Below are 25427 nucleotides of genomic sequence, written 5' to 3'. Positions count from 1 at the left end.
GACTCCCCCGGAAGCTAGGCGGGCTTGTAGGCAATCCAGCCCTTGAAACTGAAGCCCGCGTAGAACAGTTCCACACCTTCAAAGCCTGCCTCCCGTAGCAGCGCTTCATCGTCCTCGGGCGACAGCACCGGCAAGTGGCTGCTGATCGCGGCAATCGCCCGCTGCGCATCTTCAGGCGGCACGCCGGAATCCACCGCATAGGCTGAATAACGCTTCAGCCAGCGCGCTTTTTCCTCTGGCGAGGATTGGGGGAAGCTGTGATGCGCCGCAATCAAAGGCGCGCCTGGCGACAAGCGCCGCCACAGTTCTTTTAGGGTTTGCAGACGGTCTTCGGCCGGGATGAAGTGCAAGGTCAGCAAGGACGTGGCGGCATCGAACGGCCCCTCGGGCGCGGTATCGATATAGCCTTCATGCAACTGCACCCGGGCCATCAGCGGACCCAAGGTGGCCTCGGCCAGCTTCAGCATCTCGGCAGACGGGTCCACCCCCACAAACTGCCACTCGGGCTGGCTGTCGGCAAACTTCTTCAACTCCAGCCCGCCGCCTGCACCGAGTACCAATACCTTGCCGGTGGCTGGGACCGTTTCGCGCAACAGCAGTGTGCTCATGCGCTGCAGGGACTCGAAACCCGGCACCAGCCTCACCGGGCCTTCGGCGTAGCGGGCAACAGCGGCGGGGTCTGAAAACCAGGTCATGGTGGTTCCTGTTGGCGGGGGAAGCGATAACCCTACTGGGGCAAATCCGGGCTGGCAATTGAAGAGATGTGCAGTTGTGTTAAAACGTTGCCTTTGCTGATTTTGAGAGTACCCCTCGAATGCTCCCCGACATTCTTATCCGCGATGCACGGCCTGAAGACGCGTTATGCATTGGCGTGCTGGGCATGCAGGTTTTTCTCGATACCTACGCCACAGAAGGCATTCGCGACTCAATCGCTGCCGAGGCGCTGCAAGCGTTTTCGCCCCAGACGATTTCCGCGCTGATCGCCCAGCCGGGCACGGCGATTATCGTCGCTGAATCCAATGGGCATCTGGTGGGGTTTGCCCAGGTGGCGATGGACACCGGCCATGCGCTGATCTCAACACCGAAAGCCGCGGAGTTGCAGCGGCTCTACATCCAGGAACGGTTTACCGGCCTGGGCCTCGGCTACCGTTTGCTGCAAGCGGCTGAACAGCGTGTGGGGCAGGGTGGGGCATCGTTGCTGTGGGCGACGGTGTGGGTCGGCAACGAACGGGCGCTGGGTTTTTATCCGCGTCGTGGTTATGAGCTGCTGGGGGCGCCGACTTACACGTTTCAGAATGAGAGCCATGAAAATCGGCTGTTTGGTAAAAGACTTCAGTCTTAACGCGTGAGCAATTGCACTTAAGAAAATCGAAATGATGTCGATATGATGTCATCGCTCACAAGGACCGTTTATCCGATGAAAGTGTTAAAGCTCGCCGTTGCCTGTGTATTCCCGCTGCTCGGCGCCTGTTCCAACTACCACTACAAGAACTACCAAGGCGATTGGGCCCCGGAAAAAATGCAACCGGTCGACCTCTCCGACAACCACCCGAATGCAGCGCTGGTGTACTTCGAAACGTTCCGGGTACGTGAACTGGGCGTGCCGTTTCACCGCTTGGTGTTGGCCACGGAAGTAGACGGCGTTGCGCTCCCGGGCGCCGGTCGACGTTCAATCCTTGATGTGTCCGGTGAACAGGCGCTCAAGTTGGCTCCGGGCAAGCATTCATTGCGCTGGTGCAACGTGTCGATGAACGCCTTGGGCACCGGCGGCGCCTTCTGCAACAAAGGCGCCGATGATGTGGTGTTTGCCGGGGGCCAGCGGTATGTCGTGACCTTCCGCATGACCGCCAGCACCAAGGGCTACCCGGGTGCCTACAGCGTGGAGTACCGCACGTACTCGACGATCAAGAACCTGGACACTCAGGAAGTCATTTTCCCGTTGGAAGGACAGGGTGATGGCTGAGCGCCTCGCACTGGAGAAGCTGGCTTATCTGGAGTTCCTGCGCCTTCTTGAGGCGAGTCATTTTGAACCGCAGCGCACCGGCCAAGCGTTCTACAACCACTTCAACTTGCACCGGCTTTCGGATCAACAAGCGCTGGCTGGGTTGTATGCGGCGGATGGGCGTCAGGCGATAAAGCTGATTGAGCGTATGTTCGACGTCGAGTGAAGTAAGTTCCTCAGAGCATTTTGCTCAGGAACACCCGGCTGCTGCCTTCCGGGTCGCAAGGGATTTCACCAAACCGCACCCAGCCATTCTTCTCGTAAAACTCCGGGGCCTGGAAACTGAGGGTGTACAGCATCGCCGAGCGGCAGCCACGGTGACGGGCTTCGTCTTCGAATGCTTTCAGCAGCGTTGTGCCCAGGCCTGAGCCACGCAGGGCCTCGGGCAGATGAAACAGGTCGAGAAAGGCCATGCCGAGGCTGGTTTTGCCGGTGATGCCGCCGAGGGTTTCACCGGTGTCGGGATGCTTGATCAGCACCGTCAACGGACGTCGGTCATTGGACCCGGTGACGTGCTCGTTGAAGGCGGCGAGGCCGCTGCCCAGGAGCTGCTCGGCTTTGGCGTCTGGCTGGTCGCCGACCTCAATCAGATGCGGCTTCATAGATCCATCACCATCTCATGCCACGCCATCCCGCCATGGTCCGACGCCGACGGCTGCACATAGCGATAGCCCATGCGCTTATACAGCTCCACGTGGCGTTCCTTGCACATCAGGTGAATGGTCTTCTTGCCCATCGCCTGCATGCGCTGGATAAACGTCTCCATCAACTGCGTCGAATAACCCTTGCCCTGATGAGCCGGGTCAACCACCACCGACATGATCACCACATTCGGCGCATCGGCTGAATGCCCGACCAACTCCTTGAAGGCCTCATCCGACATCACCACTTCATCGGCGCAACCGCAGTTGATGAAACCGACCACAACACCATCCGCCTCCAGAATCAGAAAGCCTTGCGGGTACAGCGCGATGCGCGTGGCGATCTTTTCCAGGGTGGCGGCTTCGTCGCCTTCGTAGGCCGAGATTTCGATCTCGTAGCAACGGTTGGCGTCGGCGGGGTTGGCGTTACGGAAGGTGAGGGCGGGCATTGGGTTACCGGAGAAATTGAACGACGGCCCCCATGATAAAGAAAGAACACCCCGACAACACCGCCGAACACAAAACCCACCACACCCCCGCCCCCCTGTGGGAGCCGTCGAGCTTCAGCGAGGCCGCGATGGCGGCCTCCCTGACACCACCCAGACTCGCCAAGCCCTATAACTGGAAAACCCGCCAATGCGGGTTTTCTCAACGCTGGAAATAAATCAGCGGGCTACAGGTGCATGCATCCCACGCCGCTCAATCACCCCAAACACATCCGCCACATCCTGGACCAGGATTCGAGCGGTTTCGGCGACGGTATTGATGTCTTGTTCGCCGTAATCAGACACGTTGGAACAGGCCATCAGGTGCAGGTATTTGAGGGCTGCGTTGAGGCGTTCGCTGATGCAGGCGTGGAGATCGCAGAGAGGTGCGTCGCTGTCGATGAGCAGGACGGGGGATTCGGTCGCGGTTTGGGACATGGGGGTGAAGCGGTGGGGCGGATGTTGAGTAGTCATGGTGTAAATCCTCAAGAAAGAAGAAATACCACCGTTCTGCTGCGAAACAGATTGGGTGGCAGCTGTGCGCGGGTTCGCAGACCGGACGATTTACACCAAAACCCGGCAGACCCGAAGGTCTCCCACGCACAGCCGCCATAAAACAATCGGCAGCCGCGGGGCGGCTGGGTCATGTCTGACGGTGTCGGTGTGAATCGTTTTAGGGCTGCGAAACCCTGTCGCTGACCAATGTCGGCGGCGAGGGACTATAAGCGCAAGTTTTCAGGACTGCAACGCGACTAACGTAGAATTTTCAGCCAGTACCACTACTCAAAGCAGATGCTCTATTGTAAATCAGCGAGAGTAATAATTTTTCCAAATGCTGGCGCTTTGATGGCTTCCTGTGCTCTATTACAAAAAATGATCGGTCTGCGGGGCGCGTGTGCCTAAGTGGTAACATCAAATCATGATTTTTAGCGAGTTGATCAGCTCAATGTTACTCATGCTGAAATGGGTTTGTTTGTTTTGCTCGCGCTTTTAGTTGTGGTTTAGGCTGGTAAGGTCGGAGCGGATGGAATTGTAGTAAGTTTTCGCGTTTTGTCGGGGGAGTTTAAAATTGTAGTTGGATGATAAATTCATGACTTTTTTGAGCTGATTTACCGGGCGTTGCTTTAGGTGTGTTGTTAGTGGGGTGTGTAAATTGTACTTGGTGTTTATTATATACAGAGGGGCTTTAGTTTGAAAACTATTCGTCTTAAAAATTTTCGAAGTCTTAAAGATACCGGTAAGATTGAGATAAAGCCAGTTACTATACTTCTGGGCCAGAATAGTTCGGGTAAGAGTACCTTTTTAAGGTCGCTTGCTCTCCTCAAACAGGGTATTGGCGTCCGTGCGCGAGAGCCTTTTCTTTGGGTCGGAGACTTAGTTGATTTTGGCGGTATTAGTGAGACGGTATCAAATTTTTCAGATGAAGGGTGTCTTTCTTTTTCTTATGATTTTGAAATGCCTTCAAGTTCGGTGTTGTTGAGAAGAACAACAGTATCAAGTAAGGAAAGTGTAGAAAATATCCCGTGCTCCATCTCAATAACTGAAAGATTACACCCTAAGGATGGTGCGGCTGCGTTTGAATATTTAATTGATATCGAAAATGAGAATTTTTCTTTTGCGCTCTCTAGGGTCGGAGAGTTTGTTAGCTTCGAAATTAATGGTGTTGATTACCTTAATTTAGTTGTAAATAGCTTGTCGGCCAAAGTTTGGAAAGGCCCTGTGCCGACTTTTACGCGAAAAAATTCAACTGACGTATTTGAGGATTTTGATGGTTCCTCAGACTTTCGAGATTTCACTAAGGCGTTGAGAGAGTTTATTGATGCTCGTGTCCATGGGAGAACTGGGGAGCAAAAGCGGGATTCGCTGCTATACACACTAACTAGATTTCCGTTTTCCGCATTTAGGCTTGTTAAGAATCACTATATTGGCGATACAAAATGGCGAAAACACTGTTGGACATGGACGGAAGAATCTAAGGGTTTTATCGAGCTTAAAAATTTACTTCTTGGTTATCGTTTTTTAGATTTTGTAAATATGGCATCGGACTATACATTGGAAGTCTTGGAGAGCGCCAAATACATTACACCATTGAGAGCAAGTGCAGAACGATACTATCGAAAGCAGGGACTTGCCGTTGATGAGTTAGATGCGCAAGGCGCAAATTTCGCTCTTTTCCTTGATAATATGTCCCCGAAGGATCGTAATAGCTTTTCAGATTGGTGTGAAAGTTTTTTCGGAGTATCTATTTTCGTGGAGGAAAGTGGTGGTCATTTATCTTTGTTTATTAAGTCTCAAGATAAGCAATCTGTAATGGTGAATATTGCAGATACCGGGTTTGGGTTTTCTCAAATGTTCCCAATACTCGCGCAGTTGTGGGTGGTGCAACATGCGAAGACAGAATCTAAAAGTAGCAAACTAAATATTCCATTGATTTTTTCGATTGAGCAGCCTGAGTTGCACTTGCATCCAAAATTGCAGGCTAGTTTGGCTGATGTATTTGTTAATTCTGTCACCGCGGCTCGCTCAATTGGTGTGGAGCTGAAGTTGGTCATAGAAACTCATAGTGAGTATCTGGTTAACAGGCTTGGTTATCTTATAGCGAAGTCAAAATTCAGTAGTGAAGATGTCTCTGTCTTGATATTTGAAAGGAAAGGCTATTCGGAAGGAACCAATATAAGGCATGCTAGTTACTCTAGTCGTGGTTTTCTTGAAAATTGGCCATATGGCTTTTTTGAGCCGGATAACTTATGATTTTTCAATTAGATAATTCCCTTGTACAGTTCGCGGCAGAGGGTAGGGATAATCTTGAAATAGTAGTTTCGGTTTTGGAGTTGCTATCCGTCGCGCAGCGAGAGGGTAGTCATCTTGTCTTTGCTGAACTCGATGTCGCAGACGGCCTAATTGGTATGCTTGAGGGGCGTGATGGATCAGCCAGGTCCTTGCTTCTTAAAGTGATTAATCAATACCCAAGAATTGGAAGCTTGGCGTATGGGGTTAAGCTTAAAGCTTTAATAGGTGATTTTGAACTGCCACAGGTTAGTGTTGTTGAGGGTGTTAGACGAATTGAATACCCGTTAGGGCTGGTAAATAGCAACTTGCTGCAAAAGTCATTAATTTTAGTGGAGAATCTTACAGACGCAGATTTTTACAGGTGGATTACTAACGCTGTTTTGATTGATACAAATTTTAGTGGTGTTTCTCTCGCGCTAGAAGGGTATCCTGGAGGTGGGAATACTACTGCTGAGGCGTATGATAACCTGAAGGCTAATACTTCGAGGTTGTGTCTATGTATCGTTGATAGTGATATTCGAGCACCATTATTAGGTCCGGGCGAAACCGCAAAGAAGGTTATAAAGAGTGATCTGATTGCACCTGTTGTTCGCGCGAACTACCATGTGATTGGCGCTTGCTCAATTGAAAATTTGATACCATTTTACTTTTTTGAACAGGCTTGGCGTGATGATCCAAATTATTCAGAAAAACTAGAGGTGTATAGAGCTCATTATCGTGAGGGTCACTGGAAATATTTGCAGCTTAAAAAAAATATATCTTGCTTTGAGCTTTACGGGGGTAGTGCTTTTTCTGTTTATTGGTCGAGTGAACTAGCGGCTGTTGAGGTTGGTTGTGTCGTGGATAGACCTAGCTGTGGCCGTAAGTCTAGTTGTAACGAGTATAAGTTGCCATTGCTTTCCGGCTCACCCTTAGGAGCTGCGCTTCCGCTTATTAAAGCGGCAGTGATTGAAAGGCAGCAGTTACTTCCGGATATTAGAGTCGCCTGGGAAAATATTGCCGAGGAAATTTTGGGGTGGTGTTGTGCTTCTACGGCTCACACCGCGACAGCATAGCTTGGTAAATGAATGTTTAGTAGTTCTTGTTGGCTGGCCTTAGTTAAATTTTGGGTGTGCTGTTATTTGCTGAGCAGGTTTATGTATCTATGAGGCTTTTTATTTTGTTTGGGTTTGTAAGGTTTTATGATAGGTTTTTAGGCCAGTCAGTAAGATAAATTATAATGGAGAGCTTAGAATTGAAAACTTTATCCTGAGGGTGTTAGTGACATTGAGGACGCTCACCTTTTCTTGGAATGGGTAGGAGCTTGGCATTTTTTGTAAAAGTTAGCGCCATTACGTGTATGGCGCTAAGGCGTCTTCTTCAAGAGAGCAGGATTTTAATCAAACCCCACCCACCAACTTCCCCCCTTCCAACCGGCGCTTATACGCACTGTCCCGACTCGCCAACCAGAAATACAACGGCGACGTCACCACCAACCCCACCAACCAGGACAAATCCGCTCCGTTGATGTGTGCCGAAATCGGCCCGACATACAGCGGCGTATTCATAAACGGAATCTGCACCACAATCCCCACCGCATAGGCCACCAGCGCCTGAGGGTTGTACCGCCCGTAAATCCCGCCGTCGACCCGAAAGATCGAACCGATGTCGTACTTGCCCTTATGAATCGCATAGAAGTCGATCAGGTTGATCGCCGTCCACGGCACCAGTACCACCAGCAGCACCAGCACCATGTCCACGAAGTGCCCGATAAAATCCTTCGACGCAAACACCGCCGCAATCGAACACGCGGCCAACACCAGCACCGAGATCACGGCGCGCGCCTTGGCGGTCGGGATCCAGCGGTAGGCAAAGGTCTGTACCAGGGTGATCAACGACAGCACCGCGCCGTACAGGTTGAGTGCGTTATGGCTGATCACGCTGAGCAGGAACAGCAACAGCATCAGCGGGCCAATGGAGCCGGTCGCCAGTTTGACCGCGTCCATGGTGTCCATGCCCACCGGCGTGGCGAGTACCGCAACCGCACCAAAGATGAACGACAGGCTGGAACCGAGCACGGTGCCCAGATAGGTGGTCCAGAAGGTCGACGCCACCGGCACGTCCGCCGGCAGGTAGCGGGAGTAGTCAGACACATACGGCGCAAACGCGATCTGCCACAGCGCGGCCAGCGACACGGTGGCCAGCCAGCCGGAGATGTTGAAGTTGCCGCGCGTCAGGAAGTCGGCCGTCTGCACATGGGTGAAGATGTAGCCGAAACCCAGCACGATGCCCGCGCCCAGCACCCAGGTGCCGATGCGGTTGAGCACGTGGATGAAGCGGTAGCCGATGATGCCGATGATCCCCGAGCCGATGGCGCCGATGACGATGCCCACTGGCACCGGGATCGCGTCGACGACGCCGTGCAGGGATTTGCCCGCCAGTACGATGTTGGAGGCGAAGAAGCCGATGTACATCACGCCGGCGATCACCACCACCAGCAGTGCGCCGAGGGAGCCGAACTGGGCGCGGCTCTGGATCATTTGCGGGATGCCCATTTGTGGGCCTTGGGCCGAGTGCAATGCCATCAGCACGCCGCCGACGAGGTGGCCGACGAGGATGGCGATGATGCCCCACACCAGGTTCAAGCCGAACAGTTGCACGGCCAGCGCGCCGGTGACGATGGGCAACGGCGCGATGTTGCCGCCGAACCACAGGGTGAACAAGTCTCTTACCTTTCCGTGGCGATCTTCCGGGGGCACGTATCCAATCGTGTGTTTTTCGATAAGCGGGGCGGAGGATGTTGCAGTGGTAACCATGACGAGCTCCAAGGCAAGGTGAGTACGTTGACGTACTTCGCTGGGCGGCGCGTGTGCGTCGCTTTTGTTGTTGGAGTGATCATGTGCAATGGTCACGGGTAGGTAAATTAGTAAGTTTGTTGCTATAGACCTTAAAAATAATATCTCGCGGCGATTTTCGCTCCGGTATGTTGCATGGACTTGAATCGTCAAAAAAAGCGGCTTTTTCTTGCACTTGTTTGGGGCGAATTCCCACGTTTCTGGAGGTCCCGATGGCTGCCTATAACCTGCGCCAGCTCAAATATTTTGTAACCACCGCCGAGTGCGGCAGCGTGGCAGAGGCCTCGCGCAAGCTCTATATCGCGCAACCGTCGGTGTCGACGGCCATCAAGCAGCTGGAAGACAGCTTTGGCGTGCAGTTGTTTATCCGCCATCACGCCCAAGGGGTGTCGCTGACGCCCAGTGGTGCACGGTTCTATCGCAAGGCCCTGGAGCTGCTGCGGGTAGCCCATGAATTCGAGCAGAACGCGCTGGCAGACAACGACGTGGTGGCGGGGCAGATCGATATCGGCTGCTTCGAGACGGTGGCGCCGCTGTATTTGCCGCGTTTGATTGCAGGCTTCAAGCAGCGCTGGCCGGGGGTGGAAATCCGCCTGCGGGACGGCGAACAGCAGGAGCTGGTGCAGGCGCTGACCGCCGGCAGTATCGACGTGGCGATGCTGTTTGAGCATGACCTGGGCAGCGCCATCGAGACCACACCGCTGATGCCGCCGCAGCAACCCTATGCGTTGTTACCGGCGGATCACCGGTTTGCGCAGCAGGCCAAGGTGTCACTGGCGGATTTGGTGCTGGAGCCGATGATTCTGCTGGATGTGCTTCCGAGCCGGACGTACTTCGTGAGCATCTTTGAAGAGCGTGGACTGACGCCGAATATTGTCTTCAGTTCGCCGTCGATCGAGATGGTGCGCGGGATGGTGGGGCGCGGGTTTGGCTTTTCGATTCTGGTGACCAAGCCGTTTTCGCCGTATTCCTATGACGGGCAGAAGCTGGTGTGTGTGCCGTTGGCGGAGACGGTGACGGGGTCGGGGTTGTCGGCGGTGTGGTTGCGGCGGGCGCCGTTGACCAAGCCGGTGCAGTTGTTTGTGGAGTATTGCCGGGAAGAGCTGGCGCGGTTACTTGGGTAAAACACAGAGCAAAAAAATGTGGGAGCCGGGCTTGCCCGCGATGGCGGTGTGTCAGCCAGCAAATAGGCCAACTGATCCACCGCCATCGCGGGCAAGCCCGGCTCCCACAGTTGATTTGTACTGCTTGGGGAATCAGGTACGGATCGAAAGCAACATTCGCTGCAGCATTTCATCGCAACCCTTCAGTTGCTCCACACTCACAAACTCATCCGGCTTATGCCCCTGGTCCATGCTCCCGGGCCCGCACACCACGGTGGGAATGCCCGCCGCATCAAACAACCCACCCTCAGTTCCGAACGCCACGGTGCCAAATTCCCGCGAGCCGCAAAACGCCGCAATCAGCTCCGCCGCCTGGCTGCGCTGGTCGGTGGCCAGCCCCGGGTACGCCGACAATTCACTGAAGCGAATCGCACTCTGCCGGCTCACCGCTTGCATGCGCGGCAACACCTGCTGCATCGCATAGGTTTGCAGCTCCTCGGCCACTTCACCCGGGTCCATCGACGGCAGGGCGCGCACTTCAAAGTCGAAGCGGCAATCCGCCGGGACGATATTCAGCGCCTTGCCCCCGGAAATCACCCCGGTTTGCACGGTGCTGAACGGCGGGTCAAAGCGCTCGTCCTGATGCACCTTGAGGCGTTGGCCAATCCGCCCCAGCTCACCAATCAACTCCGCCGCATACTCGATCGCATTCACGCCCTGAGGCGCATACGCCGAATGGCACGCCTCACCATGCACTTCGCAGCGCATGGCGAGCTTGCCTTTATGGCCCAGCACCGGCTTCAACTCGGTAGGCTCGCCGATAATGCACAGCAGCGGTTTCACCGACCATTGCTCCAGCACCTTGAGCAGCGAACGCACCCCAAGGCAGCCGACTTCCTCGTCGTAGGACAGCGCAATATGCACCGGCATCCGCAGGTCTGCGTTCACCAGCGACGGCACCAGCGCCAGCACGCAGGCGATGTAGCCCTTCATGTCCGCCGTGCCCCGGCCATACAACTTGCCGTCGCGCTCGGTCAGGGCAAATGCGGGCAGTGTCCAGGGTTGCCCGTCCACCGGGACCACGTCGGTGTGCCCCGACAGCACGATCCCGGGCACCTGCGCCGGGCCGATGGTGGCGAACAGATTGGCTTTGCTGCGTTCATCGTTGTAGATCAGCTCGCTGGCGACACCGAAACCCGCCAGGTAGTCGCGTATGTACTCGATCAATTGCAGGTTGGACTCGCGGCTGGTGGTATCAAACCCCACCAGCGTCTGCAGCAATTCGCGGCTGTTGCTCATCGGTCGTCTCCGGCCACGCCGTAGCCCGGTGAGCGGTCCGGGGCCAGGGCGCGGTCGATGTAGTCCTGCACCTGCGGGCGGTAGGCGTCCCACAACTTTTGCAGTTCGCCAATCGGGTTCTCATCGGCCCAATCCACCCGCAGGTTGATGATCGGCCAGGTCAGTTCACCCACCACTACCACGGCTGCCGAATGCACCGGGCCGGCTTCGCCACCGGCGGCGATGGCTGCGTGCATCGCGGCCAGCAGGCGATCGGTGAGTTGGCCTTCGCCCTGTTCAAATGCGGTGACCATGGCCTGTATCACCGAGCGGTCCGCGAGCATATTGCCGGCCGCGACGCACTGTTCACCCGACACCGCGTTATGGGTGCCGAGGGTTTCGCTGCCGCTGAAATGCACGGTGCGCCCCAGGTGATCAATCGCCGTCAGTTGCCGGTATTGGCTGTAGCCGTTGCGGGTGAGCGCCTTGTCCACCGCGTCGGCAGGGGCCAGGCCTTGCTCCAGCAGGTCGAGTACATCCGGGCCCAAGGCCGGCAGGGTGATATTTTGGGTCGAGACCGCACCCACACCGGGCCGCAGCCACGGGCAACGGGCGCCCACGGCGATGCTCGATGAGCTGATGGCAATGCCCATCTGGCCGGTTTCCGCGCAGCGGGCGACGATTGAAAAGGTCATGGGCGACTCCTTATTCGGGAATGACGGCGATCACATCAATTTCCATCAACCACTGTGGCTGGCCCAGGGCCGAAACCACCAACCCGGTGGAGATCGGGAACACGCCCTTGAGCCACTTGCCGACTTCCTGGTACACCGGCTCGCGGTAGCGCGGGTCGATCAGGTAGGTGGTGGTCTTGACGATGTGGCTCAGGTCGCTGCCGGCTTCTTCCAGCAGTTGCTTGACGTTGCGCATGGCCTGCTCGGCCTGGGCGCGCGGGTCGCCGAGGCCAATCAGGTTGCCATCGAAATCAGTGCCCACCTGGCCCCGTACATACACCGTGTTGCCGGCGCGTACGGCCTGGCACAGGTCGTTGTCCAGGCTCTGGTTCGGGTAGGTTTCCTTGGTGTTGAACATGCGGATGCGAGTGTGAGTAGGCATCAAAAAAACTCCAGAAAAAAAGTGATCAGGCGCTGACAGGTGAGGTGTGAACAACCGGTGCGGGCTCGCGGTATTCAAGGTATTGACGCTGGATGGCGATATGGTCGGCCACGTACTTGGCGTCATGCCACACGCCCCAGATAAACGACGAGCCCCGGCGCGACTGCCATGGCAAACCAAGGAAGTAGATGCCCGACTCGCTGGCCACGCCGCGCTGATGCTGCGGCTTGCCGGCGGCGTCAAATGCATCGACCTTCAGCCAGCTGTAATCCACGGCAAAGCCGGTGGCCCAGATGATTGAGGTGATGCCGGCCTTGGCCAGGTCCAGTTCCAGAATCGGCTGCTTGATGCACTCGGCATCGGGAAACACGCGGCGTGCTTCGGGCTCTAGCGGCAGGTCCAGGCCGTTGCGTTCGATGTAGGCATCCGCCGCATCCAGCAGGGCCAGGTAGTTCTCATCGCCGCGGGCCAGGTTTTCCACCAGATTAGGTTGGAAGCGAGCGACGCTACCGTCGAAGGATTGGGTCAGGCCTACCAGGGTCATGCCTTGCTGGGCCAGTTCGCGGAAATCGATGGTCTTGCCGCCGTGGGCGCCGCTCACCGCGATGGTCACGTGTTCGCGGCCGGGCTTCATCGCGGCCTGGTCCCACTCGCCCAGCACCCCCAGCCACCAGCAGAAATCGCGGTTGCGATAGGCACGTGGTGGGCGGTCGTGGGCACCGACCGACAGGTACACCTGGCGCCCGGAGCGTTGCAGTTCATCGGCGATCTGCACCCCGGAGGAACCCGCCCCCACCACCAGCACCGCGCCAGCCGGCAATTGTGCAGGATTGCGGTAGTCGGCGGAGTGGATCTGGTGCAGCGCGGTGTCTTTAGGGGCAATCGCCGGAATCACCGGCTTCTGAAACGGCCCGGTGGCCGCCACCACACGGTTGGCTTCGATCACGCCTTCGCTGGTGTGGATGGTAAAGCCTGGACGACCGACATTGCGCACCACGGAGGTCACGTCCACGCCGGTGCGAATCGGCGCATTGAACTTGCGTGCATAGGCTTCGAAGTAGTCTGCCACGCGCTCTTTTGGCGCAAAGCCATCGGGGGCGACAGTATCGAAGGCCAGGCCCGGAAAACGGTCATGCCAGGCCGGGCCGTTGGCGACCAGCGAATCCCAGCGGCCGGTGCGCCAGCGCTCGGCGATACGGCTGCGCTCCAGCACCAGGTGCGGCACGCCTTGTTTGCTTAGGTGCTCGCTCATGGCGACGCCAGCCTGACCGGCTCCCACTACCAGCGTGTCTATTTTTGTTATTGCTTGAGTCATGTGTCTGTCCTTGCGTAATGCAGTTGGATTCAGCTTGGGCATGGCTTCAAGGCTAGGGGGAGGGCGGTTTTTAATAAAATATTATTAAGCTGGGAAGTGAGCATAAATATCGGATGCAGGCTCACCCTATCGGGTGATTTCGAGGATGGGGCGGGTGTGTAACCATCCTGGCAGTTCTTTCAGCGAGTGTTTGAAGTGGAAAACGACCGGCTTTCTTCTGCGCAATGGTTCGAACAGATGGCCCGGGTGACCGACAGCATCGGGCAATCGGGGTTCGCCGCGACCTTATTCGAGGCCCTCGGTTATCTCCAGCCGATTCAGGCCACGACGCTGTATTTCTACCCGCGAGGTGGCATGCCCAGCGCGTTGTTCGAGCTGGAAGGGCCGTGGTTGCCACAAGGCAATGTGCGCCAGTACCTGTCGGGGTTCTATTTGCTCGACCCGTTTTACGGGGCCTGCGTGGAAGGCGTCAGCTCCGGGTGTTACGACCTGGCCGACGTCGCCCCCGATCACTTCGAACTCAGCGAATACTTCCAGTCGTTTTACCGGCACTCGCACCTGGAAGATGAGCTGAACTACATCCTGCAGTCGAGCAACGGCTCGAGCCTGGCGGTGTCACTGGCCTTTACGCAAAAGCTCGACGCCGCCATCACCCAGCAACTCAAGCGCATCGCCCCATGGGTGCTGGCCGTGCTGGGCAAGCATTTCGTAGGCCTGGATGCCCAGGGTGCGCGTTTCGAGAACCTGCTGGAGCAGCGCATTCACTCGGCGTTGAACAACTTCGGCTCGTCGATATTGACCGAGCGTGAATGCCGGATCGCCCAACTGATCCTGCGTGGGCATTCCACCCGCTCGTTGGCCGAGCGCCTCGACGTCTCGGAAGACACCATCAAGTCCCACCGCAAACACATCTACACCAAGCTCGATATCGGCGCGCAATCAGAACTGTTTGCCTTGTTTATCGACTCGTTGGCCGAAGCCCAGGGTGTCCTCAGCAAAGACCCCCTCGAAAGCTACATGAGCAAGCACCGCTGAGCGGCGTTGCTCGCCCTTGCGTCACTACTAATAAGAGAGAAATACCATGAACGTACCCGCCCAACTGAACCGCCTGACCGAGGACTACCAGAAGTCGGATGCGGCCCACCACATCCATGCCTTTGTCGATCAAAAAGCGCTGAATGCCGAAGGCCCTCGGGTGATGGTGCGCGGTGAGGGCCTTTACCTGTGGGACAGCGAAGGCAAGCGTTACCTGGACGGCATGTCGGGCCTGTGGTGCACCCAGCTGGGTTACGGTCGCAGGGATTTGACCGCTGCCGCTGCTACGCAGATGGACCAGTTGGCGTACTACAACATGTTCTTCCACACCACCCACCCGGCGGTGATTGAGCTGTCGGAGTTGCTCTTCAGCCTGTTGCCGGGCCACTACAGCCACGTGATCTACACCAACTCCGGCTCCGAGGCCAACGAAGTACTGATCCGTACCGTGCGCCGCTACTGGCAGGTAGTCGGCCAGCCGCAGAAAAAAATCATGATCGGCCGCTGGAACGGCTATCACGGCTCCACCCTGGCGGCGTCTGCCTTGGGCGGCATGAAGTTCATGCACGAGATGGGCGGCCTGATTCCCGACGTGGCACACATTGACGAACCTTATTGGTACGCCCATGGCGGCGAGCTGACGCCTGCCGAGTTCGGCCGCCGCTGCGCCTTGCAGTTGGAAGAGAAAATCCTCGAGCTGGGCGCTGAAAACGTCGCCGGGTTTATCGCCGAGCCGTTCCAGGGCGCGGGCGGCATGATTTTTCCGCCGGAAAGCTACTGGCCCGAGATCCAGCGTATTTGCCGTCAATACGATGTGCTGCTGTGCGCCGATGAGGTGATTGGTGGCTTTGGCCGTACCGGCGAGTGGTTCGCCCATCAGCACTTCGGTTTTGAGCCGGACACCCTGTCCATCGCCAAAGGCCTGACATCCGGTTACCTGCCGATGGGCGGCCTGGTGCTGAGCAAGCGCATGGCCGATGCACTGGTGGAACACGGCGGCGTGTTCGCCCACGGCCTGACCTATTCCGGGCACCCGGTGGCGGCGGCGGTGGCGCTGGCCAACCTCAAGGCGCTGCGGGATGAAGGCATCGTGCGCCAGGTGAAGGACGACACCGGGCCGTACCTGCAAAAAATCCTGCAGGAAGTGTTCGGCAATCATCCGATGATCGGCGAGATCCAGGGCACGGGCCTGCTTGCGGCCTTGCAGTTCGCCGAAGACAAGAGCACGCGCAAACGCTTCGACAATGAAAACGACCTGGCCTGGCAGTGCCGCACTTTTGGTTTCGAAGAGGGCGTAATCATTCGCTCGACGCTGGGCCGCATGATCATGGCGCCGGCACTGGTGGCCACGCGCACTGAGCTGGACGAGCTGGTTGAAAAGACCCGCATCGCCGTAGATCGCACCGCACGGATCGCGGGAAAACTCTGAAGTGACCAGCGCGCCACCCCAGGCGAGGGGTGGTGCGCAACCTCCATCAGGCAACGCTTGAACGGCATCGATGTGATCGCATGCCGCGACGGCCTGCATCCCCAATTCCAGGAGTCACCCATGAATACAATAACAAACGTGACCGATACACCCGCTCATCAACCCTCACCCAAAACCGCTTCGTCCCGTCGGTTTCGTCAGCCGCTGGGTCTTGTCGGGCTGGTGCTGTTCGGCCTGGCGTACATGGTGCCGCTGGCGGTGTTTACCACCTACGGCCTGGTGACCCAAATGACCAAGGGCCACTTGCCGACCGCCTACATGCTGACCCTCGCCGCCATGCTGCTGACGGCCTACAGCTATGGGCGCATGGTCCAGGCGCATCCCTATTCGGGCTCGGTCTACTCCTACACCCGTAAGGCGTTTGGCGCCTACTTCGGCTTCATCGCCGGGTGGACCCTGTTGCTGGACTACATCTTCCTGCCATTGCTCAGCTATTTGCTGATCGGCATCTACATGTCCGAATACTTTCCCGGGGTGCCGACTGCCGTGTGGGTGCTTGGCTCGATTGCCCTGGTGACCACGCTTAACCTGGTGGGTATCGAGTCCATCACCCGGGTCAACTGGATACTCATCGTGGCCCAGTTGGTGTTCATTGTGGTGTTCGTGGCTTTATCAGTGCATACCCTCAGCGAGCAGTTCGCACCCGTGTCGCTGATGGCGCCATTCCACCATGAAGGCTTCAGCGCGCCGCTGATCATGGCGGGTGCCGCGGTGTTGTGCCTGTCCTTTCTCGGCTTTGATGCGGTGTCGACCATGGCGGAGGAAACCCCCAACCCACGCCGCACCATCCCGTTGGCGATCATGGTGGTGTCGCTGTTCGGCGGTCTGCTGTTCCTGCTGGTTTCGTATTTCGCGCAAATGGTGTTCCCGGAATGGAACAGCTTCGTCGACCCGGATTCCGCGTCGGTGGATGTGATGCGCAGAGTAGGCGGCGAACTGCTGGTGACTGCCTTTACCGCGACCTATGTCGCCGGTTGCTTCGCCTCGGCGATGGTCTCCCAGGCCAGCGTGTCGCGGGTGTTGTTCGCCATGGGACGTGACGGCGCGTTGCCCCGCGTACTCGGCAAGCTGGTGACGAAAAAGCGCGTGCCCGCCACGGCCATCGTGCTGGTCAGCCTGTTCTCGCTGATTGCCTTGTTCATCACGCTGGATACCGTCGCCAACATGATCAGCTTCGGTGCGCTGTTCGCCTTCTCGGCAGTGAATCTGGCGGTGATCAAGCATTACCTGGTCGACCAGAAGTTGCGCGGCACGAAGAACTACCTGCTGTACGCCGTTGTGCCGGCGCTGGGGTTCCTCAGCACGATCTGGCTGTGGAGCAGCCTATCCAGTCTGTCGTTCACCATCGGCCTGTGCTGGATGGGGCTTGGGCTCCTGTGTCTGCTGGGCATCACGCGGGGGCTGCGGGTGAAGATGCCGGAACTGCAGATCGTCGAGTGAACCCCTCGTTTATCCATCGCCATTTATTGGGAGTACAACGTGTTCGACCTTAACTATTGGCAACAGCGTGTTGCCCGCCAGACCTTCATCACCACCGCCCTGATCGGTGGTCGCTCAGTCAGCGCGGCATCGGGGGCGACCTTCGATGCGATCAACCCGGCCACCCAGCAGTTGCTGTCGCAGGTTGCAGCCTGCGGTGACGCAGAAGTCGACCTGGCCGTGCGCAGCGCACGCCAGGCCTTCGACACTGGCCCTTGGCGGCGAATGCCGCCGGTGGAGCGCAAGAAGATCCTGATCAGGCTCTCCGAGTTACTGATGACCCACCGCGAAGAGCTGGCGCTGCTCGATTCGCTGAACATGGGCAAGCCGGTAATGGATGCCTACAACGTCGACGTGCCCGGCGCCGCCAATGTGTTTGCCTGGTACGGTGAAGCCCTCGACAAGCTCTACGATCAAGTCGCGCCCACCGCGCACAATGCGCTGGCAACCATTACGCGCGAAGCACTGGGGGTGATCGCGGCGGTAGTGCCGTGGAACTTCCCGCTTGATATGGCCGCCTGGAAACTCGCACCGGCATTGGCGGCCGGTAACAGCGTGGTCTTGAAGCCCGCTGAGCAGTCGCCGTTTTCTGCCCTGCGCCTGGCCCAGCTTGCCCTGGAAGCGGGTATCCCGGAGGGTGTGTTGAATGTGGTGCCCGGCCTCGGCGAAAGTGCCGGCAAGGCGCTGGGGCTGCACCACGATGTGGATTGCCTGGTGTTCACCGGCTCCACTCAGGTGGGCAAGTACTTTATGCAATATTCCGCCCAGTCCAACCTTAAGCAGGTGTGGCTGGAATGTGGTGGCAAAAGCCCGAACCTGGTGTTTGAGGACTGCCAGGACCTGGACCTTGCTGCGGAGAAGGCCGCCTTCGGCATCTTTTTCAACCAGGGCGAAGTGTGCTCGGCCAACTCCCGTCTCTACGTGCAACGCTCCATCCATGACGAATTCATCGAGCGCCTGATTGCCAAATCGCGCGCCTGGATGCCGGGTGATCCGCTGGACCCCAGCAGTGCAGCCGGTGCCATCGTCGACAGTCAGCAAACCGCACGCATCATGCACGCCATCAGCCAGGCCCGAGGGGAGGGCGCCAGGCTGTTGTGTGGTGGCAAACAGTTAAGCATCAATGGCTCCTCCAACTTTATCCAGCCGACCATTTTTGCCGGCGTGACCCGAGCCATGGCCCTGTCCCGTGATGAAGTGTTCGGCCCGGTGCTTGCGGTGAGCGCCTTCGACACGGAAGAGCAGGCGATACACCAGGCCAATGACAGTGTCTACGGCCTGGCGGCCTCGGTATGGAGTGATGACCTCAACCGTGCGCACCGTGTGGCCCGAGCCCTGAATGCCGGAACGGTTTCGGTCAACACCATCGACGCCCTGGATGTGTCGGTGCCTTTCGGTGGAGGCAAGCAATCCGGGTTCGGGCGTGATCTGTCGCTGCACGCTTTTGACAAGTACACGCAGCTGAAAACCACCTGGTTTCAGTTGCGTTAACTCAAGGCTGTCACCCGGTCGTGTATTTATGCGTGCGCGACCGGCACAAGTGCAGGCAAACTCAGCGCGAACTCAGAGGGTTTTGAATACCATGGTCACTCTTCGCGTAATGAGCGCCGCCGACTACGACGCCGTGCTTGAACTGATGCAGAACACGCCTGGCATCTCCCTGCGCGACGCCGACTCCCGCGAGGCCACCGCGCGTTACCTGGAGCGCAATCCCGGCATGAGTTTCGTGGCCGAGATCGACGGGGTGCTGGGTGGATGCGTGATGTGTGGGCACGATGGCCGGCGCGGTTATTTGCAGCATGTGCTGGTGCTGCCTGAGTATCGGCGCCAGGGCATTGCGAACGCGCTGGTAGAACGCTGCCTCACCAGCCTTGCGCAGTTGGGCATCCGCAAATGCCACCTGGATGTGTTCAAGACCAATGACAGCGCCGCCCGTTATTGGCAGGGCCAGGGCTGGCAGCTGAGGACCGATATTGACCGCTATTCGTTTACCCGACCGGGTGACGAGAACGCCTGACGTCCATGGAGGGACAAATGCTCGAGATACGACGCGCCACGCTGGAAGATGCACAGACAGCCTTCGACATTCGCCGGTTGGCCATACGCAGTCAATGCATCGGCGCCTATACGTCCGAGCAGATGATGGTGTGGACCCGGGGCGCCGCCGAAGACGGCTATGACGCGTTGATGGACAAGCCTTTTTACCTGGGCTGCGTGAACGGTGAACCTGTGGCCACAGGGATGCTGGATCTGGCGAACAACGAAATCGGTGCGCTGTTTGTGCTTCCAGGGTTTACCGGGCGTGGGATTGGCAAGCAGGTGCTGGTGTATCTGGAGGCGTTGGCGCGGGAGTTGGGGATTAAGGAAGTGATCCTGGACGCGACGTTGAATGCGGCGGATTTTTATCGGCGGTGTGGGTATGTGGGCGATGAACAGGCGATCTACCACTCGCCGTCGGGGTTGCGGCTGGCCTGTATTCCTATGCGCAAACACCTCCACAATGTTCGCTGACCCACCCAAAAACCTGTGACGAGAGAGCTTGCTGTAGTGAGGGAGCTTGCTGTGGCGAGGGAGCAAGCTCCCTCGCCACAGGTCATGTGTTGTCTTGGATATTGAACTCCGTACGCAAACACCGGATCACCTCGCTCACCGAAGCGCCTTGAACAGCCGGCGGCGTAGGGCTCTCACCAAACTCCCGCCAGATAAAAAGCGTCAGCTCCGCACCGTCGGTTGCCTTCTGCTGCGTCCCGAAATTCTGCAAAACCCGATAGCGCTCATCCTGCCAGAACAGCGCCTCAACCCATCCATAAACGGGTATGAAATGAAAGTGCAGCGGGAAGCCCGGCATATGCCCGAACCGGCTGATGTAAAGCCACTTGGGCTTCAACTGCGCTTCCATGACCCGCTGGGTTTTAGCCAGCAATCCGCCCAGCTCCGCGAGCGCTGCATCGGGCATGTCTGCAAGTGAGTGGACAGACGCCTTGGCACCCAGCATCAAATAGCCCGGCAGCGCGGACGACAGGTGATGATTGAGCAGCCAATGCTCGGTCTCATGCACAACAAAGGATGGATCGATCTTCATCGACATACGCCCATGGGAGGAGGGTGGCAGGATACCAAGAGTCACCGCCCTGTATCCCGCAAATGCTGCGGATCTGTCTCTATCGCTGTGCGCACCTGTTCGGTAAGTTCTGAGCACCTGCATTCACCGCCGAGACAATCATGGACCTGACCGCAATCCCCTTTGGCACCACCGACTGGTCGACCCTCAAACCGGTGATGCATCCCGGCGAAACCGGCAGTGCGTATTGGCGCACCTGCCAGTTCGGCTCAACCCGCGTGCGCATGGTCGAATACAGCGCCGGTTACCTGGCCGATCACTGGTGTTGGCGCGGGCATATCCTGCTGTGCCTGGAAGGTGAGCTGCACACCGAACTGGAGGATGGCCGGCAGTTCACGCTGACTGCCGGGATGAGTTATCAGGTGGGCAATGACATGGAAGGGCATCGGTCATCGACTACCGTCGGGGCGAAGTTGTTCGTGGTGGATTGAGGCGTCAAGCCAGTCGCACAATCAACTTGCCGAAGTTGCGCCCCTCCAGCTGCCCGATAAACGCCTCAGGCGCATTCTCAAGGCCCTCGACAATGTCTTCGCGCCACTTCAGCTTGCCCTGATCAATCCACTGCGCGGCTTCCTGCAAAAAGTCGTCCTGCTGCTCGTCAACGAACTCGGTCTGGATAAAGCCGCGCACGGTGAGGCTCTTGGCGAGGATGTCGTGCATAGTCGCCGGCAGTCGGTCGACCTGTTGCCCAGGCACCGAACGGTCGTTGTAATGGGCGATCAGCCCACATACGGGTATCCGCGCAAAGTCATTGAGCAGCGGCCTCACGGCATCCCAAACCGCTCCCGAGACATTTTCGAAGTAAACGTCAATTCCATTGGGGCAGGCTTCGGCCAACTGCTGGGCAAAATCCGCTGCGCGATGGTCGATGACGGCATCAAACCCGAGTTCATTTTTCACGAACGCGCATTTCTCCGGCCCGCCCGCGATACCCACGGCGCGTGCGCCCTTGATGCGGGCGATCTGGCCGACCACCGAGCCCACTGCGCCACTCGCCGCCGCCACTACCACGGTGTCACCGGGCTTGGGTTGGCCGATAGTGAGCAACCCCGAGTAAGCGGTGAACCCCGGCATTCCAAGAACTCCCAGCGCTGTGCTGGGGTGGGCCATGCCCGGATCCAGAAGCCGCAGATCGAGACCGTCCGAGAGCGCAAAACGCTGCCAGCCGGCATAGGCAAGCACCATGTCGCCCTCTTGCCACAATGGGTTTCGTGAGTGTTTGATCCGCGCGACCGTGCCGCCCACCATCACCTCGCCGATGCCCACTGGCTCGGCATAGGATTTGGCTGCACTCATGCGCCAGCGCATGTAGGGGTCGAGGGACAGATAGAGGTTCTCAAGCAACACTTCGCCTTCGGCAGGCACGGGAATCGCGCTGTACTCCACGCGAAAATCGCTGGGTTGCGGGCGCCCGTCGGGGCGGGCTGCCAGTACGATGCGTTGGTTCTGGAGTTGGGTCATGAGGCTCTTCCTGGTTGATAACGTTCCAGCAGAGTAGTCATGCTCCAGCTATCGAGGTAGGGTGATAGCTGTTGATTCAGAGTTAATCCAAAAATGATATCTGACGCGTTTGAACCCTATCTACTACGAACCTTTATCTCGGTATGCCAGCACGGCAGCCTGAGTGGCGCAGCCCAGCAGGCGGGCAGGGCGCAATCAGCCCTCAGCACACAAATCCGCCGGCTTGAGGAGTTGCTAGGCCAGCGGCTGTTGCGCAGAACAGGTCGGGGCGTGGTGCCCACTACCGAAGGGGAACTGCTGCTCACCTACGCGACGCGCATTCTGGCCTTGGGCGAGACGGTAGCAGCGCGCCTGAAAGAGCGCACGGTGATGGGCAATGTGCGCGTCGGGCTCTCGGAAGACGTGGCGGTATCGGCGTTGCCGGCAGCGCTCGGCCGGCTGCGGCGCGCCTGCCCGCATGTACACCTGGAGGTCGTTGTTGATCACGGCGACGCACTCGCCGAGCGTTGGAATGACGGCGAGCTGGACGTGGCCATTGGCGTCAGCTCATCGTTCAACGCCGACCCTGTGCACGCCTGGAACGTCGAGCTGTACTGGGTGTGCGCGATTGATGAAGAAATCGATGCGGCGCTGCCGCTGGATGTCATCGTGTATGCCGAACCCTGTGCCTGGCGGCGCTTGATGTTTGATGCGTTGCTGAACGCCGGGCGGGATTTTCGGGTCACGGTGACCAGCCCGAACATTGGCGTAATCACCGCAGCGGTGGAGGGTGGACTGGGTGTGGCCTTGCTGCCGGCGGAGAACATTCGGCCGGAGACCATGCGCATCATTTCCTTGGCTGAAAGCGATGGGCCTATTTTGAGTGTCAACTACGGCCTGTACGCCGTTCCACGGCAAAGCGACAGTATCCGCGCGGCGGTGGAACTGCTCACCGAGAGTTTTCACGCGATGACTCAACCCTTGCGATAAACCCCCGCCAACTCCCGCGCCAAGCCAATGAAATTCTGCAACGGCGCCGACGGATTGAACGCGCGCCGCACCAGGGTGATCGGCGCCAATAATCGTGGCCGCGCATCGCTGATTCGGCAATACACCACGCTCTCGCGGTGCACATCGCGCATCGACGCGGGCACCACCGAGATGCCTTCACCGGCGGCCACCAGGCTGACGTTGGTCAGCATGCGCTCCACTTCAAAGGCGATCTTCGGCTCGAAGCCGGCGTTCTGGCAGGCCTTGATCAGGTTGGCGTACATCCCAGGCGCGCCGGGGCGGCGGACAAGGATGAAGCGTTCGTCCTTGAGCTCAGCCATGGTGATTTTTGGCTCGGCGCCCTTGAGCAGCGGATGCCCGACGGGCAGGGTCAGCAGCATTTCTTCGTTGAGCAGGCGGTGGAAGGTCAGGCTCTGGTGGTCGCCCACCGGGGCGCGGAGGATGCCGATGTCTATGCGTTTTTCGATGGTGTCTTCGGTGACTTCCCGGGCGCTGCCTTCGTTGATCGAGAGTTCCACGCCCGGGTAGTGCTCGCGGTAGGCACGAATGATCCGCGGGATCAGCGGATGGGCAGCCGCGGAGCTGGTGAAGGCGATGATCAGTGTGCCCTCGATGCCCTGGGCGGCGCGGGCGGCTTTGAGGGAGCCTTGCTCGACGCGGGCGAGGATGGCCCGAGCCTCTTCGAGAAACACCATCCCACCGGCGGTCAGGTCGACGCCCTTGGGGTGGCGCTTGAACAGGTCGAACCCCAGCTCTTGTTCCAGGGCTCGAATCTGTTGGCTGAGGGGCGGTTGTCGCATGTTCAGGCGGGCGGCGGCGCGGGTGAAATGTCGCTCTTCGGCCACCATGATGAAATAACGTAAATGGCGAAGTTCCATGGTGGTATATCCCGTGACAAGACTTTATTATTTGTGGCCAGAATGCGCCTTGGCGACCAATATGCCGAAAGTGGCTTGATCCGACAATAACAATAAATAAAAAGACCCTGGAGCATTGATGCCATCCCGATTTTCCAATAACGCCACATTGCCTATTTTGATTGCCATTGCACTTGGTATGGTGTTGGGACTGTTTTATCCAGGCGTGGCGGTTGAAATGAAACTGCTCAGCGACGCTTTTATAAAAGTGGTCGGGTTATTGATGCCGTTTCTGTTGTTTGTGTTGGTGTCAACGGGTGTGGCGGGTATCAAGCGCGAGCCTCAGCATCGGCATGTAGTCGGGCGCATCGTGGTGTATTTCCAGCTGATGTCCCTTGCCGCATTGGTGTTGGGAATGTCGACGGGGTGGCTGTTCAGCCTGGATCACACGGCAGTGGCTAACCTGGATTTTGACCCCCTGACGCCGCCTGTTGCGCCGGAGGCGCTCCTGCATGAGCTGTCCATGACGTCGATTTCATCCAGTCTTTACAGGGTTTTTACCCAGAGTCTGGTACTTCAGGTGATGCTGGTGGCGGTGGTGTGCGGGCTGGTGCTGGGGCGTGGCGGCAAGGTTGGCAACCGCTGCCTCGGCTGGTTGGAAGCAGCAGTCGCCGGGCTGTTCTTGCTATTGCGCTTTATCTTGAAATTTGCACCGCTGGCGGCTTTTGGGGCGATGGCGTTTGTGGTGGGGAAGTACGGTTTAAGTTCTGTTTTACCGCTGTTGAAGTTTATTGTGGTGATTTACCTGGCGTGCGCGGTTTTCGTGATTTTAGTGTTTGCGACGATTGCGCGCCTGGTTGGATTTAAATTGACGCGGCTAATTGTTTACTTGAAAGAAGAGTTGTTGTTGGTGACGTTTACCGGTTCGTCGGTTGCTGCACTTCCCGGTTGTGTCAGCAAACTTGAGACGCTGGGCTGTGAACGCCAATTAGTGCGCCTGGTGCTGACCACCGGCTATACGTTCAACTTGGCCGGCACCAATATTTACCTGACCACCGCCATCATGTTTCTGGCGCATCTGGCTGGGGTCGAGATTGCGGTTCCCGAGTTGCTGGCGGTGCTGGTGATTTGCCTGTTCACCTCGCTGGGCTCTACCAGTGTGGCGGGCTCGGCGCTGTTTACCCTGATTGCCACCTTGAACATCCTGCAACTGGTGCCGCTGGAAGGGGTGGGGTTGTTGTTGGGAGTGGAGCGGCTGATGAAGTGTCGGTCGTTGACCAATGTGTTGGGCAATTGCGTGGCGTGCCTGGCGATATGCGGGTGGCAGAAGTCGATTGATCGCGAGGTGTTGAAGCGGGAATTGAGCTGAGCTGAACGCATGCATCAGGTAAAAGCAGCTCAAATGTGGGAGCTGGCTTGCCTGCGATAGCG

General features: G+C 57.9%; 28 protein-coding genes and 1 pseudogene. 17 read left to right on the top strand and 12 right to left on the bottom strand.

Features of this window, described 5'->3' with window-relative positions:
- Positions 1-14: 14 nt before the first annotated feature.
- A complete protein-coding gene (locus tag K0H47_RS03490) occupies positions 15-695 on the bottom strand; it encodes a class I SAM-dependent methyltransferase (protein WP_219271970.1) in 681 nt (226 codons plus the stop codon).
- Positions 696-814: 119 nt separating this feature from the next.
- On the opposite strand from K0H47_RS03490, the gene K0H47_RS03485 reads away from it, so the two are divergent.
- The 3 genes from K0H47_RS03485 (at position 815) to K0H47_RS03475 (ending at position 2168) form a co-directional block, all read left to right on the top strand.
- Positions 815-1342 carry a GNAT family N-acetyltransferase gene (locus K0H47_RS03485; protein ID WP_219271968.1) on the top strand — a complete coding sequence of 176 codons (528 nt, stop codon included), beginning with the start codon at positions 815-817 and terminating at the stop codon, positions 1340-1342.
- Between the two features lie 75 nt (positions 1343-1417).
- Positions 1418-1963, top strand: a complete 546-nt coding sequence (locus K0H47_RS03480) for a hypothetical protein (protein ID WP_219271966.1) — start codon at positions 1418-1420, stop codon at positions 1961-1963.
- Positions 1956-2168 (top strand): hypothetical protein, encoded by a 213-nt coding sequence (locus K0H47_RS03475; RefSeq protein ID WP_177071395.1) that lies wholly within the window; start codon positions 1956-1958, stop codon positions 2166-2168. The genes K0H47_RS03480 and K0H47_RS03475 overlap by 8 nt, the downstream gene beginning before the upstream one ends.
- A 10-nt stretch (positions 2169-2178) precedes the next feature.
- Here the strand turns inward: K0H47_RS03475 and K0H47_RS03470 are convergent, their stop codons facing one another.
- Together K0H47_RS03470 and K0H47_RS03465 are read right to left on the bottom strand one after the other, a co-directional pair.
- A complete protein-coding gene (locus tag K0H47_RS03470; RefSeq protein WP_093197772.1) occupies positions 2179-2604 on the bottom strand; it encodes an N-acetyltransferase in 426 nt (141 codons plus the stop codon).
- Positions 2601-3092, bottom strand: coding sequence for a GNAT family N-acetyltransferase (locus K0H47_RS03465; protein ID WP_093197767.1), 492 nt, complete (start codon positions 3090-3092; stop codon positions 2601-2603). The genes K0H47_RS03470 and K0H47_RS03465 overlap by 4 nt, the downstream gene beginning before the upstream one ends.
- Positions 3093-3124: 32 nt before the next feature.
- Between K0H47_RS03465 and K0H47_RS03460 the strand changes: the two genes are divergently transcribed.
- Entirely contained in the window at positions 3125-3307 is a 183-nt protein-coding gene (locus tag K0H47_RS03460) for a hypothetical protein (protein WP_219271964.1), read from the top strand.
- Between the two features lies 1 nt (position 3308).
- On the opposite strand, the gene K0H47_RS03455 is transcribed toward K0H47_RS03460, so the two are convergent.
- A complete protein-coding gene (locus K0H47_RS03455; RefSeq protein WP_219271963.1) occupies positions 3309-3602 on the bottom strand; it encodes a fructose-bisphosphate aldolase in 294 nt (97 codons plus the stop codon).
- 717 nt (positions 3603-4319) lie between these two features.
- On the opposite strand from K0H47_RS03455, the gene K0H47_RS03450 reads away from it, so the two are divergent.
- Together K0H47_RS03450 and K0H47_RS03445 are read left to right on the top strand one after the other, a co-directional pair.
- Entirely contained in the window at positions 4320-5879 is a 1560-nt protein-coding gene (locus tag K0H47_RS03450) for an AAA family ATPase (RefSeq protein ID WP_219271961.1), read from the top strand.
- Positions 5876-6973 carry a hypothetical protein gene (locus K0H47_RS03445; RefSeq protein ID WP_219271959.1) on the top strand — a complete coding sequence of 366 codons (1098 nt, stop codon included), beginning with the start codon at positions 5876-5878 and terminating at the stop codon, positions 6971-6973. The genes K0H47_RS03450 and K0H47_RS03445 overlap by 4 nt, the downstream gene beginning before the upstream one ends.
- A gap of 324 nt (positions 6974-7297) precedes the next feature.
- Here K0H47_RS03445 and K0H47_RS03440 read toward each other — a convergent pair whose 3' ends face one another.
- Positions 7298-8713 (bottom strand): cytosine permease, encoded by a 1416-nt coding sequence (locus K0H47_RS03440; protein ID WP_003210161.1) that lies wholly within the window; start codon positions 8711-8713, stop codon positions 7298-7300.
- Positions 8714-8964: 251 nt separating this feature from the next.
- Here K0H47_RS03440 and K0H47_RS03435 point away from each other — a divergent pair, with 251 nt between their 5' ends.
- Positions 8965-9876 (top strand): LysR substrate-binding domain-containing protein, encoded by a 912-nt coding sequence (locus K0H47_RS03435; protein WP_063030880.1) that lies wholly within the window; start codon positions 8965-8967, stop codon positions 9874-9876.
- Between the two features lie 132 nt (positions 9877-10008).
- Here the strand turns inward: K0H47_RS03435 and argE are convergent, their stop codons facing one another.
- Genes argE through K0H47_RS03415 form a run of 4 tightly spaced genes read right to left on the bottom strand, consistent with a single transcriptional unit; the run spans position 10009 to position 13606 of the window.
- A complete protein-coding gene (gene argE / locus K0H47_RS03430) occupies positions 10009-11154 on the bottom strand; it encodes an acetylornithine deacetylase (RefSeq protein ID WP_177026612.1) in 1146 nt (381 codons plus the stop codon).
- Positions 11151-11828 carry a DUF1028 domain-containing protein gene (locus tag K0H47_RS03425; RefSeq protein ID WP_093197759.1) on the bottom strand — a complete coding sequence of 226 codons (678 nt, stop codon included), beginning with the start codon at positions 11826-11828 and terminating at the stop codon, positions 11151-11153. Before K0H47_RS03425 ends, argE begins: the two co-directional genes overlap by 4 nt.
- A gap of 10 nt (positions 11829-11838) precedes the next feature.
- Positions 11839-12249 (bottom strand): RidA family protein, encoded by a 411-nt coding sequence (locus K0H47_RS03420; protein WP_063030874.1) that lies wholly within the window; start codon positions 12247-12249, stop codon positions 11839-11841.
- Positions 12250-12274: 25 nt separating this feature from the next.
- A complete protein-coding gene (locus tag K0H47_RS03415; RefSeq protein ID WP_374106745.1) occupies positions 12275-13606 on the bottom strand; it encodes a flavin-containing monooxygenase in 1332 nt (443 codons plus the stop codon).
- A 195-nt stretch (positions 13607-13801) separates the two neighbouring features.
- Between K0H47_RS03415 and K0H47_RS03410 the strand changes: the two genes are divergently transcribed.
- The 6 genes from K0H47_RS03410 (at position 13802) to K0H47_RS03385 (ending at position 20078) form a co-directional block, all read left to right on the top strand.
- Entirely contained in the window at positions 13802-14599 is a 798-nt protein-coding gene (locus K0H47_RS03410; protein WP_219272022.1) for a helix-turn-helix transcriptional regulator, read from the top strand.
- A 46-nt stretch (positions 14600-14645) separates the two neighbouring features.
- The gene (locus K0H47_RS03405; RefSeq protein ID WP_219271957.1) at positions 14646-16028 is read left to right on the top strand and encodes an aspartate aminotransferase family protein; all 1383 of its coding nucleotides are present in this window, start codon (positions 14646-14648) and stop codon (positions 16026-16028) included.
- Between the two features lie 120 nt (positions 16029-16148).
- Entirely contained in the window at positions 16149-17528 is a 1380-nt protein-coding gene (locus K0H47_RS03400; protein WP_219271955.1) for an APC family permease, read from the top strand.
- Positions 17529-17567: 39 nt separating this feature from the next.
- Positions 17568-19058, top strand: coding sequence for an aldehyde dehydrogenase (locus K0H47_RS03395; RefSeq protein WP_219271954.1), 1491 nt, complete (start codon positions 17568-17570; stop codon positions 19056-19058).
- Between the two features lie 28 nt (positions 19059-19086).
- A complete protein-coding gene (locus K0H47_RS03390; protein ID WP_157721256.1) occupies positions 19087-19584 on the top strand; it encodes a GNAT family N-acetyltransferase in 498 nt (165 codons plus the stop codon).
- 17 nt (positions 19585-19601) lie between these two features.
- A complete protein-coding gene (locus tag K0H47_RS03385; protein ID WP_093197735.1) occupies positions 19602-20078 on the top strand; it encodes a GNAT family N-acetyltransferase in 477 nt (158 codons plus the stop codon).
- Between the two features lie 82 nt (positions 20079-20160).
- On the opposite strand, the gene K0H47_RS03380 is transcribed toward K0H47_RS03385, so the two are convergent.
- Positions 20161-20649: an HIT family protein gene (locus K0H47_RS03380; RefSeq protein WP_219271952.1), complete on the bottom strand. Its 489-nt coding sequence runs from the start codon at positions 20647-20649 to the stop codon at positions 20161-20163.
- Positions 20650-20789: 140 nt separating this feature from the next.
- On the opposite strand from K0H47_RS03380, the gene K0H47_RS03375 reads away from it, so the two are divergent.
- Complete coding sequence (locus K0H47_RS03375) at positions 20790-21119, top strand: DHCW motif cupin fold protein (protein ID WP_219271950.1); 330 nt, start codon at positions 20790-20792, stop codon at positions 21117-21119.
- Positions 21120-21123: 4 nt separating this feature from the next.
- Here K0H47_RS03375 and K0H47_RS03370 read toward each other — a convergent pair whose 3' ends face one another.
- Positions 21124-22149, bottom strand: coding sequence for an NADP-dependent oxidoreductase (locus K0H47_RS03370; RefSeq protein WP_219271948.1), 1026 nt, complete (start codon positions 22147-22149; stop codon positions 21124-21126).
- A 93-nt stretch (positions 22150-22242) separates the two neighbouring features.
- Between K0H47_RS03370 and K0H47_RS30985 the strand changes: the two are divergent.
- Both K0H47_RS30985 and K0H47_RS03365 read left to right on the top strand, forming a co-directional pair.
- Positions 22243-22383, top strand: a pseudogene (locus K0H47_RS30985) (LysR family transcriptional regulator); the annotation flags it as partial.
- Between the two features lie 39 nt (positions 22384-22422).
- A complete protein-coding gene (locus tag K0H47_RS03365) occupies positions 22423-23118 on the top strand; it encodes a substrate-binding domain-containing protein (protein WP_371315639.1) in 696 nt (231 codons plus the stop codon).
- On the opposite strand, the gene K0H47_RS03360 is transcribed toward K0H47_RS03365, so the two are convergent.
- Entirely contained in the window at positions 23103-24017 is a 915-nt protein-coding gene (locus K0H47_RS03360; protein WP_219271945.1) for a LysR family transcriptional regulator, read from the bottom strand. The two genes, K0H47_RS03365 and K0H47_RS03360, sit on opposite strands and share 16 nt — an antisense overlap.
- A gap of 118 nt (positions 24018-24135) precedes the next feature.
- Here K0H47_RS03360 and K0H47_RS03355 point away from each other — a divergent pair, with 118 nt between their 5' ends.
- Positions 24136-25365, top strand: coding sequence for a cation:dicarboxylate symporter family transporter (locus K0H47_RS03355; protein ID WP_219271943.1), 1230 nt, complete (start codon positions 24136-24138; stop codon positions 25363-25365).
- Positions 25366-25427: the final 62 nt, after the last annotated feature.

The organism is Pseudomonas sp. Xaverov 83 (assembly GCF_019352905.1).
GTDB lineage: Bacteria > Pseudomonadota > Gammaproteobacteria > Pseudomonadales > Pseudomonadaceae > Aquipseudomonas > Aquipseudomonas yamanorum.
The sequence above is the reverse complement of the archived record's forward strand: the minus strand, read 5'-3'. Positions and strand labels throughout refer to the sequence as shown.